Here is a 14338-nt window from a genome sequence, read left to right as displayed (position 1 = left end):
GTAAAGCCGGCGCGCTCAGGCCGTTATGGATGTTTGCCGAACTCGGCCTGTTGCACTGTCCAGGCCAGGGCCTGTTCGCTTAATGTAAATCCGAGACCGTGGCGGTCGGAAATCAGCATGCGGCCGTCGCGCAATTCAAGCTGCTCATTGAACAGGGGGTTCAGCCATTCGAAATGTTCCAACCAAGGCTCGATGGGATACGCCGCCGCCAGATGCAGATGAATTTCCATGGCGAAATGCGGTGCCAGTTTTCGGCCGTTCCTGGCGGCCAAGTCCATGATTTTCAGGAACGGCGTGATGCCCCCTACGCGTGGGGCATCGGGTTGAACAACATCACTGGCATTGCCCAGGATTAGCTGTTCGTGCTCGCGAAAGCTGGTGAGCATTTCCCCGGTGGCAATAGGCGTATCGAGGGCGGTGGTTAATGCGGCATGGCCTTCCACATCGTAGGCATCCAACGGCTCTTCAATCCACACCAGGTTAAATGCTTCCATTTTACGTCCGATACGCATGGCGGTTGCCCGATCCCACTGTTGATTGGCATCCACCATCAACGGAAAATCATCCCCCAGCTCTTTACGCACCGCGGTGAGCCTTTTCAGATCTTCAGCGGTATCGGGCTGCCCGACCTTTATTTTAATCCCGCCGATACCGCTCTCCCTTGAGATGGCCACATTCTTTATCACCTGATCCAGCGGTGTGTGAAGAAAGCCGCCGGAGGTGTTATAGCACTGAACCGAGTCCCGATGGGCGCCCAATAGCTTTGCCAGCGGCAGCCGGGCCCGTTTGGCTTTCATATCCCAAAGGGCGATATCAAACGGTGAAATGGCCTGCACCGCCATCCCGCTGCGGCCCACCGAGGCCCCGGCCCATAAGAGTTTTGTATAAATCTTATCGATGTCGTTGGGATCTTCACCCAGCAAGTTATCGGCGATTTCCTTGGCATGGGCGTATATGCCCTGGCCTCCGGCCCGTTTGGAATAACTGAAGCCAATGCCCTCAAAGCCATCCCGCGTCCGGATTTCGGCAAAAATAATCGCGACCTCGGTCAAGGGCTTTTGCCGTCCGGTAAGGACCTTTGCATCGCTGACGGGAGTCGCCAGGGGCAAAAACGCCAACGAGACCTTGACCCATTCAATACGGTCCCCGCTTTCAGCGGCGGTACGTATATGTGAAACCTTGGCATAAGAAACCGCATCAGAGTTAGCACTGGCTGTCATATTCATCTCTCCAGGTCGGACGGATAAAAAACATTAAAATGTTTGCGCTAACATTTTTAACCTATGCTGTTTTACACGCCATCGGTTGAAGGTTTATATGAGAGATTGATCACAAAATATAAGGTAGTGCCGTGCCCTTTAGCACCCTGTAATGCGGATTGATCCCGAAAGAGGCTGGCTTACGCCAATAGACGCCTTGGCCGAATGGCCTTGATGGCCGCCAAATGAGCATGATTGATGCCGTTGATGCCGAATGGCATCAACGGGCGCCGGATGATAATGATTGATACAGAATGGCGTCTACGAGTACCCAGCGGTTCCGTGAGATAAAGATTTAAAAACCTGCCATTGAGAATAATGATGGGTCATTAGCCTATTAAATGATTGCGCAACCATTTATTTTTTCGTGGGTTATCATGCCTCTTTCCATGTGGTTGCCTCTCTATACGCCGGCGGCGGGGCAGACGGCGGCGCCGTTTCCCGTCCCATGGCGTTGTTATTGGGCCAAGCCGCATTTTTACGGTAATCTATGCTCATTTAGCGTCGCTCAAGGACCGGTATGAAGGCTAAGAATACGCATAAAAACCCTGGTAAAGTGAAATCCCCTACGCTGGAAGATGTAGCGCGCCAGGCCGGCCTATCACCCATGACGGTAAGCCGGACGCTCAACAATCCACATTTGGTTCGCGCCCTTACGCTGGAAAAAGTCAAGGAAGCCATTGTTTCAACAGGTTATATTCCCAACTTGTTGGCGGGCGGACTGGCCTCCAGGCGAAGCAAGCTGATAGCCGTGGTCGTTCCGCAAATCAATAATAATATGTTTGTGGATACCGTTCAGGCATTAAGCGACCAACTGGCGGAACGCGGATATCATATGCTGTTATGCGTGAGTGGATATAGCCCGGAGCGGGAGGCCGAGATTGTTTCCGCGATTTTATCCCGGCGCCCGGATGGCGTGGTGTTAACCGGCATACAGCATTCGCCCGACATGAAACGTATTATCCTGTCCTCTGAGCTTCCGGTAGTGGAAATATGGGATTTAACACCGACACCGTTAGATATGCTGGTGGGCTTTTCACATGAAAAAGTCGGTAATAAAATAGCCCACTATATGCACGGCAAAGGCTATAAAAAAATCGGACTGATATGGGCCGAGGATAACCGGGCGGCGGTGCGTAAAAAAGGCGTCCTGGATACACTGGATGAACATAAGCTGAAAACGGTTGCTTCCATTTCCGTCCCGTTACCGGCGACCTTATCGAAGGGCAGAAGCGGCTTGAGCCAATTGCTTGATGCCGGGCATGAATTCGATGCTGTTATTTGCAGCTCCGACACGCTCGCTCAAGGGGCCATCATTGAGGCGGCCCACCGTGGGCTGCGCGTTCCCCAAGACCTTGCCGTAATGGGTTTTGGCGATCTGGATTTTTCGCAACATACTGTTCCTTCCATCTCCACGGTACAAATAGACCGCTGGCGTGTGGGCATCGATGCCGCCAATATGCTGTCGGATAAAATCGAGGGGAAAAAATTGAATGATACGGTCAGGGATATTGGCTTTGAATTAATTGAACGGGAATCCACCTAACGCTGTATTTGCCGCTTTTTATACCACCTGCGGCCCTTGGCGCGCCAGTTCCCGGGCGATACTTGCTCCGATCCCTTTTGAAGCACCCGTAACAACAGCCGTTTTTCCTGCAAGTCTTTTCATTGTTAACTCCCCTTAAAATTGTGTCATGCCGCCATCGACGACGAGATAGGTTCCGGTGGAAAAACTGCTTTCGTCTGATGCGAGAAAAGAGCGGCAGCGGCCAGTTCATCCGGCTGTCCTATACGCCCGAGAGGCACCAGGGCCGCAGCCTGTTTACGAAATGCTTCTGCCTCCTGAGGCGTACCGACCTGCGTGTCTATAATAGGTGTATGGACAGGGCCGGGGCTCAGCGTGTTCACCCGGATATTCCGTGCTTTCAGTTCCGCCGCGGCGGTCCGTACTTCACGCCACCATCATTGCAGGACTACTCTGAAAGAATGGCCGGACGTCTCGAAATTATCTGAGATAAAATGAACGAAGCTGGTAATCCGCGATATCGTGTGAGCCCCTCAGCCTTCAAAACCTAGTAAAAACAGGATTCAGAGGCGATGTAAAGCCCCTTATCCTACCTCGTCAGTCAGTTGATGTGCCGTCTTGTCGTTACCCGGAGATATTGCAATCGCTGCGTCAGCAATTTTCAGATGCCATCACGCTGTAGCGGGCGTCGGCTTGAGCTAACCCAATGACAGGAATTGAAACGGCTGTTAATATGTGTATTTAATTGTTTTTATATAATTCAATTAATAAAACCTCTGAAAGGTATAACATCATGAAGTTTTAAACCAGAACCAGATAGAAAATCCAATCATGAATAATCCTAGTAGTATATTCTCCAGTATTCTTGGAATAAATGATTTATCACCTCGATAATGAAATATAAAAGGAGCCATTTTACGATATTCTTTAAATACGCCTTTTTTAAACGAAAAAAAACTTTCGCAAAGAGTATATAGACCTAAAATTACAGAAATTGTTATAATAATGATGTTGCTCATGTCTTTCATAACAACTATATTAGTATTCTTAGAGCTTATATTATCAAAACTGCCCTTACTGAGCGAGCACTACACCCTCCTGGCTGTCGCTAAAACCTGATTTTTTTCATCCGAATCTCCTCGATTCATATTACGAGAAAATTCTACTTGTGAGTACCCAGTTTTGCGGTGGGATTACCTATCAGCGAGTGATCAAGCTAATTACAAGTTAAGAAGGCTATTTGTAATGAAATCTGCATTGAACAACTTCCAGTTGCTGGTGGTCACCTTTTCCAGTCACGCGGTAGACAAACCGATGCTCACCGGAAATCCGTCTTGACCAAAAACCTGAGAGGTCACCTTTGAGTGGTTCGGGTTTACCTAACCCTTTGAAAGGTGTCCTCTTTGTATCCTTAATCAAACTGTTGATTTTAGTGACCATACTGGGGTCGTTTTCTTGCCAGTTTAAATAATCCTGCCAAGCATTTTCTGTCCATAGAAGTTTCATATCAGAGAGTCGGATCCACCTCTACCACCTTCCCGTCATCGAGCTGTTTAATGCTCTCGCGCAGCCGGTCAGCGTTTGCTGGGGTTGAAAGCAAATGCAAGGTTTCCAGAATAGACTCGTATTCACCCTCAGCCAGCATGATCATCGCCTCTGAACCTTGGCGGGTCACAAGCAGCGGTGCCCTTGATGAGATAGCTTTGTCAAAATGAGCTGCGATGTTCTGGCGAAATTCTGTCAAACTAACGTGTGGCATAGGAATGTCTCCTCCAGATAATAAATGTACGCATCTGCGTACAGATTAAGTAAAAAAATTAAAGATGTCAAGATGGGCAAAAGATACCAATATGAAATAGTCTGGCTGCCAAATATCTTGGCTATGCAAAGTACCTAAACGCCGATGGACAGTTTGATTACGTTAGCCTGGTACAGTTGCACGGCGATGAACCGCTTTGTTGTCAACCTGTTTTTTAGCGCTGGGATCCATTCTCTAAGCTAATGGATTTTTATTTTCATCACGCCGCTGCCGGGCATCAGCATCAGATACAGCAGGATAGACGTCGATAAAAAATTCGAGAGATTTTTAACAGACGCGTGCAGACGTGGGGGGAGGGGCATAACCCATTGATAAAAAACCGCCTCAGTTCCCTGACGCAGGTTTTTCTAGAATCTTGGCTCCTCTGACTGGACTCGAACCAGTGACATACGGATTAACAGTCCGCCGTTCTACCGACTGAACTACAGAGGAATCGTTTGAACGGGGCGAATCATATCCGGCCCCTCCAAGGGTGTCAATGCAAAATAAAAAGTTGCGGTGTGATTGCCTAACCCTTAGCCAGATTGCGTGCCGTTAGCGCTGTTAAAGGCTTTTATGGAGCCAAAAGGGCGGTTTTAGTTTTTCGTCGCGGCCATATCGTCGGGGGAGGACGATTGTGCGGATCGTTGCGCGTTAAGCCGCGTCAACGGATCCTGGCGGTAAAATCGTACAAAGCAGCGATAGAGCTCGGGAAATCTATCGGAAAACAATTCCGTCGAACTGAAAAAATATTCCGACAGCACGGCAAAACATTCCGCCGGATCGCTGGCGGCATAGGCATCCATACTGGCCGCGTCTACGCCCACCAAATCCACTTCGTCCTGCAAATCATCCATTGCCGAGCGCAATAGACTTTCCCAATGGGCTACTTCGCGCAGGGGAATCAGCGGCATGCCGTTGACCACGCCGGTATTGCGTCCATCCAGCTTATGCGCGGTTTCGTGGATAATCAGATTGAAGCCGGAAAGATCAAACGAATCCTGGATTTCCTGCCAGTTAAGCACTATCGGTCCCTGGTCCCAGCTTTGGCCGGAATGCACCATTTCGCCGCGATGCACCAATCCCGCGTCGTCTTGCCATTCATCGTTCACCACAAAGGGCGAGGGGTAGATCAGTATTTCATGGAAACCATCCAGCCAGTCCAGACCCAGGCTCAGCACCGGTAAGGAAAAGATCAGGGCGACGCGAGCCTCCATAACGTCATTGAGCACCAGTCCCTGCAGGGCAACCAGCTTCTTTTGCTCGAGGAACCTGTCCGCCAGCAGCACCAAACGGTGCCGCTCCTCGGCAGACAATGGCGAGAGTAACGGGATCGCCAAAGCCTCTTGCCATAAGGCAAGGGTCTCCGACGAGGGGGAAGAGCTTTTCCAAGGCCATTTCATCATCTGGTTGCTCGATAAGTCGTCACTTGAATCGTCAGGCGTGGTTAAACACTATTAAAATGCCGTAAAACAGGGCATGATAGCAACCGCTAAAAAGGAGAGATGCCGGAGCGGCTGAACGGGACGGTCTCGAAAACCGTTGAAGGAGTAATCCTTCCCAGGGTTCAAATCCCTGTCTCTCCGCCACTATTCAAGCACTTATAATCCTAAGAATCACCGATCCCTGTCTCAAATATGAAGGCTTGGAATGTTGACTTGGAATAAGCAAATGAAACATCTGCATACCTAATCTGCATACTTTATGAAATGAAAGCGTCATGCACAGGTTAGGACACTCCCGATCCCCCATGGAATATCAACGCCATAGAATTATTTAGGACAGGTGTAAGTTATCCATTTATCCTGGCGCGAATCGATAATAGCGAATTTCTTATCCGATACGCGTTGCGCCAGAAAACCTTCCGTTGTTACGGCCGAAGGAATGTAAAGAGTCCGGTCGGTGGAATGAAGCATCCCGCTTTCAACCTTTGCTTTTTCCTGCGGCATGGTTACCGTGAACGAATTATACCTGTCCATAATCATTGCGCTGGTGCTACCTAATGGCCGGCCTGCAAGGCTTTTGATTTCCCCTTGGCATTCCACTCCTCGATAATTCGACGAGCAGCCGGAAATCAGTAAAAAAATCGCCGGGGCAAACATCCATGACCGGTTCATACGTTTACATTTTCCTTTTGCGCGTGCGCGGGGGAAATACGTCCCCTCTCCCCGTGGCGGCAATTCACATGCCCTGGCAGCAACCGCAGCATCTTTGGCTTTCTGGTGACTTGGCTGATGATGGCCGGCAGTTTCACGCGTTTTACGGGCTTCCCGATAAGTGCGGCCGAAGAGACAGTGGATTTATCCATTTCTTCCTTAGACGGATTAAAGGTGTCATGAAATATCTTAATTAATTAAGCAATTATAGTCTGCTTTTTTTACCCTGTGGCACCCCTAAGCGAAACGCTGCGCTGAGGCAAGGTCTGGTTTAGGGCAGCGAGCTCGGGGTGTTTCACCGGAAGAGCTTCACCAGAGGAATGTCTACGGAGGATGCGGGGAATGCCTCACGGCAAAAAGGCAAAATCAAAGGTCTACTTCATCCTTACGATACTTGCCGGACGGGGGGTATAAACAATGGAATCCGCGGGGATGTCATCATTGATAAAGGACATGGCGCCAATGGTAACATTATCGCCGATAGTAATATCGTTGCCTATAATACAGCTGTTCGGACCAATAGTGACGTCATTTCCAATAATAATTTTACTGGCCTTATCTATGTCTTTTACACCGATGGTGACATTTTGCGTTATATGAAAATTTGTACCGATAACGGCGCAATCCGCAATGACAATACCGATAAAATGGGATATTTTCATCCCTTCGCCAATGTCCGCGCCAAGCTTTATATCAAGGCTATATTTATTCCTCAGATTACGATTAATCCTGACCGCGCATTTTTTGGCTTTATGACCCCCTGTTTTATATAAATAATTGGCTATACGCCACCAAAAATGGTAACGCCGAGCAGGGAACTTTATTGCTTTATGCAGTACTTCCAGCCACGAGAAGGGCTTGAGGGAGACGATAACTTCGCGTTGAAGGCACACTTTTAAATGTTGCAATGCCAGATCATGAGCGTTTACAAAAGTGAGTAAATCACCCTCTTGTCGTTGCGCATTTATATTATTATTTTTCAATTTTAATGTTTTCATGGGTTTTCTCGAAACTTTTCTGTATGTATTTGTAAGATGTTCGTTTTGCCATTAACATATTTGTTGGTTGACAATATTAATGCAAACAATCTTAAAAAATGCGCCCTTAATCTCCACGGTGTCGCCATGAAACGAATCGACGTGATTGATTAGCACAATATACATTTTTTTTTTGATTTTTTTCAAGAAGGTTTTTATTAGTGTGATAGAACTCCCTAATTGAAAGTTGTCCTGTTCGGGACGTTCTTGCCCTCCCGGCGGCGTGAGTCTTTGTACCGCCGGGTCGGAGCATTTTTTTCCACAACATCAATTGGCTGGGTTTATCGGGTGAAACAGTGCTTCACAGTCTGGTGAAGCTGTGTCTATACTGTATAAAAAATCAGTACTAAGGCGTTTGGTTATGGGTTTTCCTTCTCCAGCACAGGATTATGTTGATAACAGGATCAGTCTGGATAGAACCTGCATTCTCCGTCCGGCCTCGACCTATCTCGTGCGCGTTGAGGAGGGCTGTATGGCGGTGGGCATTTTGCACGGGGCTATTCTGGTGGTGGATGCGGCGTTAAAACCCACCCACGGCAGTATTGTTGTCGCGGTGATTGACGGGGCTTATGTTATTCGTCGACTGCGTTTGTCCCCGTTACCCGCATTGGAAAGCCTGGGGAAAGAAAACGAAATAATGAATATTGATCCGGACGAAGGGGGATTGGTGATTTTTGGGGTGGTCACTTTCGCGGTAAACGATTTGCAGGACCTGGAAAATCATCTTGACCCGACTTTATGAGACGCGCCCGGCTTTCGGCAAATTTACCTAGACCGAAACGTATTGATTTTGATAAAATATTGCACCTTAGCCAAAATCAGACCCTATGAATATCTCTATTGTCTTCGCTGTCTATTTTACCAGCGGCGGAGTTCATCCTATAAATTCGCTTTCACAGCGTGCTTGTCAATCGGTAGTCATATGAATGTTCAAACTGATACTTGGGGGAATGGGGATGTTATTTAATCTCCCAAGCAAAAAGCTGACGCGCCTGGCTTCATTGGTGTCGCTTAGCGTCGCCGTGCTGCTGGTGGGCGTCAAGGTTTGGGCATGGGTGCTTACCGGTTCCATTGCGATGCTGACCTCCGCTGCGGACGGTTTGGTTGACGTCATGGCATCCATCGTCACGTTGGCGGGGGTCTATTATGCGCAGCGTCCGGCGGATAAGGGACACCGCTACGGTCACGGTAAATCCGAGGCGGTAGCCGCTTTTGTCCAGGCGCTACTGCTTGCCGGGGCCGGGCTGGTGTTGGGTATCGAATCCGCGGGGCGTCTGCTCCATCCCCAGCCTCTCTCACAACAAGGTCTGGGTATTTGGGTGATCGTCGGCAGCACGATTTGTGCCGGTATGCTGGTGGCTATGCAGACGTTTGTGGTCAAGAAGACCGGTTCCACCGCCATTGCCGCCGACCGTGCGCATTATGTTACCGATATCGCGGTCAATATTGCCGTGCTGGTGGCCTTGGTCCTTGACGGTTTGTTTGGCTGGACGCGCTCTGATGCGGCGGGGGCGTTGGGTATCTCCTGTTATATGCTGTGGAATGCCCGCGGCATGGTGCTTTCCGCGCTGATTCAGCTTTTGGATCAAGAGCTGGATGTCAGGGACCGACAGCGCATCGAGGCTGCCGCCCTGAGCTGCGAGGGTGTGCGAGGTGTTCATGATATCCGTACACGTAATGGCGGTGATCGGGTTTTTGTTGAATTACATGTTGAAGTGGACGGCCAACTTAGCGTTGATGTGGGCCATGAAATCGGTGATGCCGCGGAAGCGGCGGTCAGGAAGCTGTTTCCGGCAGCGGAAGTTTCAGCTCATCTTGAACCCGCGGGTATTGATGACGAACGTCTTGATAATCTGGTGAAGTAACGCTTTTGCCCTTGTTTTCACTCAAAAAAAACACCCACACAAAAGAAAAGTGGGTGTCCAACATCACATTAACCCGCTCTGGAGCGAGGGGGTTTTAGAAAAATAACACCTGGCTTTGAATGCATCAAATGATAATGGCTAATTATTATGTAAATAATATTCATATATATTATATGTTTACATAACATTTCAAGACTTTACCAAACCTTGGCAAAATTCCTGTTGAAATCCGCCAGTCACAATTGCTCATGAAAAATTCTTGGTTTCGTTCAGGCTTTTATATCCGCGGGGCTTCACTATCGACTAAAATTTAGCGTAAGACCCACGGCAAGACAGAGGCCGCGTGTTTACCGCTTTTAGCGGGGTATAAAACAGGGATGGTATTGATTTGCAATAGACTATTACGTAAAGGTAAGGATTTCGTTATACCCGGCAAAAGATGCGTAAATGGTCTTGCTTAATGGCCCGCAAAGGTCTGTTATGAGAGCATCGGCATGTGTTAGTAGGCGAGAGTTTTGATAGGTATCTTATGATGAAAAAATTTCTGATTCTTTTATTTTCCCTTAGCCTGGTTATGCCTGTAGCCGGTTTTGCCGCGCCCTACTGGCACGGCGGCCATGATCCTTACCGTTACGGTCCCCATGGTTGGATCGGCGGACGACCCCACTATGGTGAAAGGTTTGGTATTTTGCCAGGGTTGGCGGAAACCGTATTGGTGGCAGGCCTGACCTACTATGTTCTGGACGGTGTTTATTACCAGCGCCATGATGATGAATATGTGGTAGTCAATGCACCGAACGTCGTACCCGCGCCGCAAGCGTATGTTTCCGGTCCCGGCAATATGACGGTATTGGATTTGAATGGTGAACGGTATTATGTCAATCAAGGTCACTATTATCGCCGTGATATTAACGGCCAGTATCTTGAAGTGCCAAGACCCGCCGGTCTGTAAACGGTAATCTCCTCAGTGCCTGCCACGTGCGGGCATTTTTTTATTTAATAAATAATTGCAATTCTAATTATTTACGCTGATAACTTTTTATCGAATGCAGGTTAATAAGATAATAACTTTAATTCAGTCATTACGGGAATATCTATGTAAAACCAGTGATTGAGGATAACTCTTTATATTCAATAGATTATGTATACTAATGTTATGTTTGAAATAAAAAACTTATTTTTTCAATTTTTCAAAGTGGTTATTCATCAATAGGTTATAAATTAAGCGCGCCAAAGGAGACGCTTAGAATAGACTATTGGCGGCGAATTTCCCGTTATAAATAAACTTCCACGTTGATAATGATTTTGGCAATTATTGAAATCATGTTCTAGCATATAAGTATTGATGGGGCATCACCTCATTGCTTCTTCAATGTTTTGTTAAGATCTAGCGAAATTTTAATTTATTGATTTCGACATTCACGTTTGGAGGTTTACATGGCAGATCAACGTAAAAGTTCTGGTAATATGACTGACGATAAACATAAATCATCCGAAGAAGGTAAAAAAAGCGGCCAGCATAGCGGGGGCGGTTTTAAGAACAATCCCGAAAAGGCGTCCGAGGCCGGTAAAAAAGGCGGTAAAAGCAGCAACAGCGGCCGTCAATCTTAATTGATGGGCCTGGCGAACACACTGTCGTGACCGGTCACGACAGTTCTCTTCAAATATCATGAGTCGACAGCCACTTTACCGTTTACTTGCCTCACTGCCTCACTTATCTCAGTCTTCTCACTTGCCCTGCCGCTTAAAAACCCCCGGGATATCTCTATCGGACATTTGTTGTATACTCAGTTTTTCGGCCGGTGCGTTGAAATTGAATCTCGCGCCGGTGACGGCAAGACTAGGGGGAAGCCGACATGGATAACGATCCGCATTCTGATTCGCACAATGATCCACACTATGCAGCGCTGCTGGAACGTATTGAAGTGTTGGAAGCCCGCGAGCGGCAGTTAACCGTAACGTCCCATGCATACCAGGTGGTAATTACCACTATTTTGGGAAATCTGGATGCTGAAACACGCGGTCGTATTATCAGCATGGTGGATGAAGCGCATGAAATTGCCTATTCTCAGGCGGTCAATCGCAGTGATAAGAACCTGTCGGAAATTATTAAAGGCGCGGATGAAATTGTGCAGCGCATGTTTAATTATGCCCAGGGCGGTTCCCATTCCGACTTGCCGTAACGCCTTCCGGTGAAGGGGACGGCAGGTGTTCCGAGGATGCCTGCGACCTTATCGCAAACTGGTTTATCGTGCCCGGGGGGTACGGTGACCCTGCTCATTTTTTTCTGTCCTCCGCCTGTTCCCCCATAATCGGTAATTCTTCCTCGACGGCACTTTTCCGCTGCGTTTTCCTGCAAATCGGTCTGATTTTTGCAACAGGGTTATCGTTCATAATAAGGTTCCGGGGCCCGGCCTGATAGGGTGCTTGGTAAAAGGGAAAAGGGATGAATAAATATGCAGTGATATTTACCGTCGCGGCATTGTTGCTGGCCGGTTGCGATAAGCTCTCGCCGCCGCCGTCACACAGCCAGGCTTGGGTCGCGGAAGGGAAAACCATGGGGACGTTTTACCGGGTTACCCTGGCTTCGCCGCCGCCGGATGCGCTGGTGGGCTTGCAAGAGCAGATAAACCAGGTGCTGAACCAGGACAATCACGAATTATCCACATACCTACAGGATTCGGTACTGTCGCGTTTTAATCAATACAACGGCGCCGAACCGCAGCCGATTTCTTCCGCTATGGCCGACCTGGTATCCACTGCGCTGCGCATCGGCGCCAAAACCGGTGGGGCCATGGATATCACCGTGGGTCCTTTGGTTAATCTATGGGGTTTCGGACCTGATAAACAGCCGGTGTCGATGCCGACCCAGTCCCAAATTGACGCCGCGCGGGCACGTGTCGGTCTGGGTCATCTTCGTTTGAGCGAAGATGTTAACGGACAGTGGTTGCAGAAAGATTTGCCAGACCTGTATGTTGATCTTTCGACGCTAGGGGAGGGATATGCCACCGATCATTTGGCTGCCCTGATGGAGCGCCGAGGTTTCACCCGCTATCTGGTCTCGGTGGGCGGGGCGGTGATTTCCAGGGGGCTGTCGCCGCAAGATAAGCCCTGGAGGGTGGCTATTCAAAAACCCACCGATCGCGAAGTGGATGCACAAGCCATCGTGGATTTACAGGGGCACGGCATCAGCACCTCGGGCAGTTACCGTAATTACTACGAATTACAGGGTAAACGGCTGTCGCACATTATCGATCCCGCCACCGGGCGGCCCATTGATCATAAATTGGTATCCGCCACGGTTATCGCCACTACCGCCATGGAGGCCGATGGCTGGGATACCGGACTGATGGTTCTCGGCACTGAAAAAGCCAAGGCGCTGGCGCAACAGCAGGGATTGGCGGTCTATCTCATCACCAAAACCGATCGGGGGTTTGAGACCTGGGCATCACCGCAATTCAAACCCTTTATCATCGAGGGTCTCGATGACCCACGAGAAAAACATTAATAATGCCGTCACGCTTACGTTTCACAGATTTGCATTACGCTAAGATCGCTTTTAAAAAAAGCATATTGATGCTTTAAGTGTGGAACGCCGCGACAACGGGTGTGTTTTTGCTCCCGAAAGCATGCGGCATATAAAATAAACAGGAGAGAAACATGAGAAAAAGCATTGTCGGAGCGCTGATGACTATCTTATTGCCCCTGGTGGTTCAGGTCGCTGCGGCCGACGACAACATGGCCGGCATGAAAATGGATGACCAGCAGGGATTAAGTCCCGCCAGCCGATCCTATATGGACTCGATGAAGGATATGCACGATAAGATGGCTGAAGGGGTCAAAGCCAGCGATCCGGATGTAGCCTTTGCCCAAGGCATGATTCCTCATCATCAGGGCGCTATTGCCATGGCGCAAACCGAATTGAAATACGGTAAAGATCCCCATATGCGCCAGATGGCGGAAAATGTGATTAAAGCGCAGAAAGCGGAGATTAAAACCATGCGAAATTGGCTGGCGGCGCATCCTAAGGCGGCGCATTAGATGAACGGTAGACTTGCAATTCGGCACTAGGTTTGGTAAGTCTAGAACACCCAGGTGTTATCGGGGAACCTTTTGGTCAAACCACCTAATCTGACAAATAAGCGAGGCGTTTATGAGTAGAGGTAAGGATAAGTCAGCCAAGAAGAAGCCGGAGAAAACACTTAAGGAAAAAAGGGCAGATAAAAAGAGCAGGAAAGGGCTTGAAATATAGTCCGTTGCTATTGCTGTCCACAACCCGGCACTTGCCGGGTTTTTTTATCGATGCGCCGCGCAGGGCGGGATGCGCTTTGGCCGTCTCTGCCCTCAGTCTACCCTTTATGCAGGCATTCGATGGTAACCCTCCTTGGTGATAGACTGAGAGACACAGGCCAAGGAAACAGCCCTGTTTGCGTTATTTTTAACAATGAGAGTTGATATACTGATCCGACAGTTGAAAATGGGGTATATAGCCATGAATGACGATGTGTTTGAATTTGATATTGATGCCGAATTGGCCGCGGCGGAAGAAAATGTCAGTAAAAAAGCGCAGGTAATACCGGAACCGCCGGCGGAAGAAGAGGATTGTGAAGGCTGTAAAATTTAATGCCTACCCATCCGGTGACATTGGAAATTAAGAAATGAGCCTTTAACATTGGCTATCTGATTATATTAGGACAA

General features: G+C 48.7%; 18 protein-coding genes and 2 tRNA genes. 10 read left to right on the top strand and 10 right to left on the bottom strand.

The window, feature by feature from the left end:
• Positions 1 to 23: 23 nt before the first annotated feature.
• On the bottom strand, positions 24 to 1220 hold the full coding sequence (locus tag HB631_RS10230; protein WP_213991046.1) for a mandelate racemase/muconate lactonizing enzyme family protein: 1197 nt from the start codon (positions 1218 to 1220) through the stop codon (positions 24 to 26).
• 559 nt (positions 1221 to 1779) lie between these two features.
• Here HB631_RS10230 and HB631_RS10225 point away from each other — a divergent pair.
• Positions 1780 to 2805, top strand: a complete 1026-nt coding sequence (locus HB631_RS10225) for a LacI family DNA-binding transcriptional regulator (protein ID WP_213991045.1) — start codon at positions 1780 to 1782, stop codon at positions 2803 to 2805.
• 18 nt (positions 2806 to 2823) lie between these two features.
• Here the strand turns inward: HB631_RS10225 and HB631_RS10220 are convergent, their stop codons facing one another.
• The 6 genes from HB631_RS10220 to mtfA form a co-directional block, all read right to left on the bottom strand.
• Positions 2824 to 2928, bottom strand: coding sequence for an SDR family NAD(P)-dependent oxidoreductase (locus HB631_RS10220; protein ID WP_345945704.1), 105 nt, complete (start codon positions 2926 to 2928; stop codon positions 2824 to 2826).
• Positions 2929 to 2951: 23 nt separating this feature from the next.
• Positions 2952 to 3167, bottom strand: coding sequence for a hypothetical protein (locus tag HB631_RS10215; RefSeq protein ID WP_345945703.1), 216 nt, complete (start codon positions 3165 to 3167; stop codon positions 2952 to 2954).
• A gap of 853 nt (positions 3168 to 4020) precedes the next feature.
• Positions 4021 to 4290 (bottom strand): Txe/YoeB family addiction module toxin, encoded by a 270-nt coding sequence (locus HB631_RS10210; protein WP_213991044.1) that lies wholly within the window; start codon positions 4288 to 4290, stop codon positions 4021 to 4023.
• A gap of 1 nt (position 4291) precedes the next feature.
• Positions 4292 to 4543 carry a type II toxin-antitoxin system Phd/YefM family antitoxin gene (locus HB631_RS10205; protein WP_213991043.1) on the bottom strand — a complete coding sequence of 84 codons (252 nt, stop codon included), beginning with the start codon at positions 4541 to 4543 and terminating at the stop codon, positions 4292 to 4294.
• Between the two features lie 416 nt (positions 4544 to 4959).
• Positions 4960 to 5035 (bottom strand) — tRNA-Asn (locus tag HB631_RS10200).
• Positions 5036 to 5178: 143 nt separating this feature from the next.
• Positions 5179 to 5988: a DgsA anti-repressor MtfA gene (gene mtfA, locus HB631_RS10195; RefSeq protein ID WP_213991042.1), complete on the bottom strand. Its 810-nt coding sequence runs from the start codon at positions 5986 to 5988 to the stop codon at positions 5179 to 5181.
• Positions 5989 to 6081: 93 nt separating this feature from the next.
• On the opposite strand from mtfA, the gene HB631_RS10190 reads away from it, so the two are divergent.
• Positions 6082 to 6171: transfer RNA gene (locus tag HB631_RS10190), tRNA-Ser, on the top strand.
• Positions 6172 to 6354: 183 nt separating this feature from the next.
• Here HB631_RS10190 and HB631_RS10185 read toward each other — a convergent pair.
• The 3 genes from HB631_RS10185 to HB631_RS10175 form a co-directional block, all read right to left on the bottom strand.
• Positions 6355 to 6684 (bottom strand): hypothetical protein, encoded by a 330-nt coding sequence (locus HB631_RS10185; protein WP_213991041.1) that lies wholly within the window; start codon positions 6682 to 6684, stop codon positions 6355 to 6357.
• An 11-nt stretch (positions 6685 to 6695) separates the two neighbouring features.
• Positions 6696 to 6890 carry a hypothetical protein gene (locus HB631_RS10180; RefSeq protein ID WP_213991040.1) on the bottom strand — a complete coding sequence of 65 codons (195 nt, stop codon included), beginning with the start codon at positions 6888 to 6890 and terminating at the stop codon, positions 6696 to 6698.
• Positions 6891 to 7112: 222 nt separating this feature from the next.
• On the bottom strand, positions 7113 to 7736 hold the full coding sequence (locus tag HB631_RS10175) for a serine acetyltransferase (RefSeq protein WP_213991039.1): 624 nt from the start codon (positions 7734 to 7736) through the stop codon (positions 7113 to 7115).
• Positions 7737 to 8136: 400 nt separating this feature from the next.
• Here HB631_RS10175 and HB631_RS10170 point away from each other — a divergent pair, with 400 nt between their 5' ends.
• The 8 genes from HB631_RS10170 to HB631_RS26995 all read left to right on the top strand — a co-directional run bounded on the left by HB631_RS10170 (position 8137) and on the right by HB631_RS26995 (position 14264).
• Entirely contained in the window at positions 8137 to 8517 is a 381-nt protein-coding gene (locus tag HB631_RS10170) for a S24 family peptidase (RefSeq protein ID WP_213991038.1), read from the top strand.
• 214 nt (positions 8518 to 8731) lie between these two features.
• A complete protein-coding gene (locus tag HB631_RS10165) occupies positions 8732 to 9640 on the top strand; it encodes a cation diffusion facilitator family transporter (protein ID WP_213991037.1) in 909 nt (302 codons plus the stop codon).
• A 529-nt stretch (positions 9641 to 10169) separates the two neighbouring features.
• Positions 10170 to 10592, top strand: coding sequence for a DUF6515 family protein (locus HB631_RS10160; RefSeq protein WP_345945702.1), 423 nt, complete (start codon positions 10170 to 10172; stop codon positions 10590 to 10592).
• Positions 10593 to 11077: 485 nt separating this feature from the next.
• Positions 11078 to 11251 (top strand): general stress protein, encoded by a 174-nt coding sequence (locus tag HB631_RS10155; protein ID WP_213991036.1) that lies wholly within the window; start codon positions 11078 to 11080, stop codon positions 11249 to 11251.
• A gap of 245 nt (positions 11252 to 11496) precedes the next feature.
• Positions 11497 to 11823: a hypothetical protein gene (locus HB631_RS10150; protein WP_213991035.1), complete on the top strand. Its 327-nt coding sequence runs from the start codon at positions 11497 to 11499 to the stop codon at positions 11821 to 11823.
• A gap of 263 nt (positions 11824 to 12086) precedes the next feature.
• Entirely contained in the window at positions 12087 to 13148 is a 1062-nt protein-coding gene (gene apbE, locus HB631_RS10145) for an FAD:protein FMN transferase ApbE (protein ID WP_213991034.1), read from the top strand.
• A 230-nt stretch (positions 13149 to 13378) separates the two neighbouring features.
• The gene (locus HB631_RS10140) at positions 13379 to 13681 is read left to right on the top strand and encodes a DUF305 domain-containing protein (RefSeq protein ID WP_255556924.1); all 303 of its coding nucleotides are present in this window, start codon (positions 13379 to 13381) and stop codon (positions 13679 to 13681) included.
• A gap of 451 nt (positions 13682 to 14132) precedes the next feature.
• Positions 14133 to 14264 (top strand): hypothetical protein, encoded by a 132-nt coding sequence (locus HB631_RS26995; protein WP_255556916.1) that lies wholly within the window; start codon positions 14133 to 14135, stop codon positions 14262 to 14264.
• Positions 14265 to 14338: the final 74 nt, after the last annotated feature.

The sequence above is a fragment of the Sodalis sp. dw_96 genome (genome assembly GCF_018449575.1).
GTDB lineage: Bacteria > Pseudomonadota > Gammaproteobacteria > Enterobacterales > Enterobacteriaceae > Acerihabitans.
This window is presented reverse-complemented; position numbering and strand designations above follow the sequence as displayed.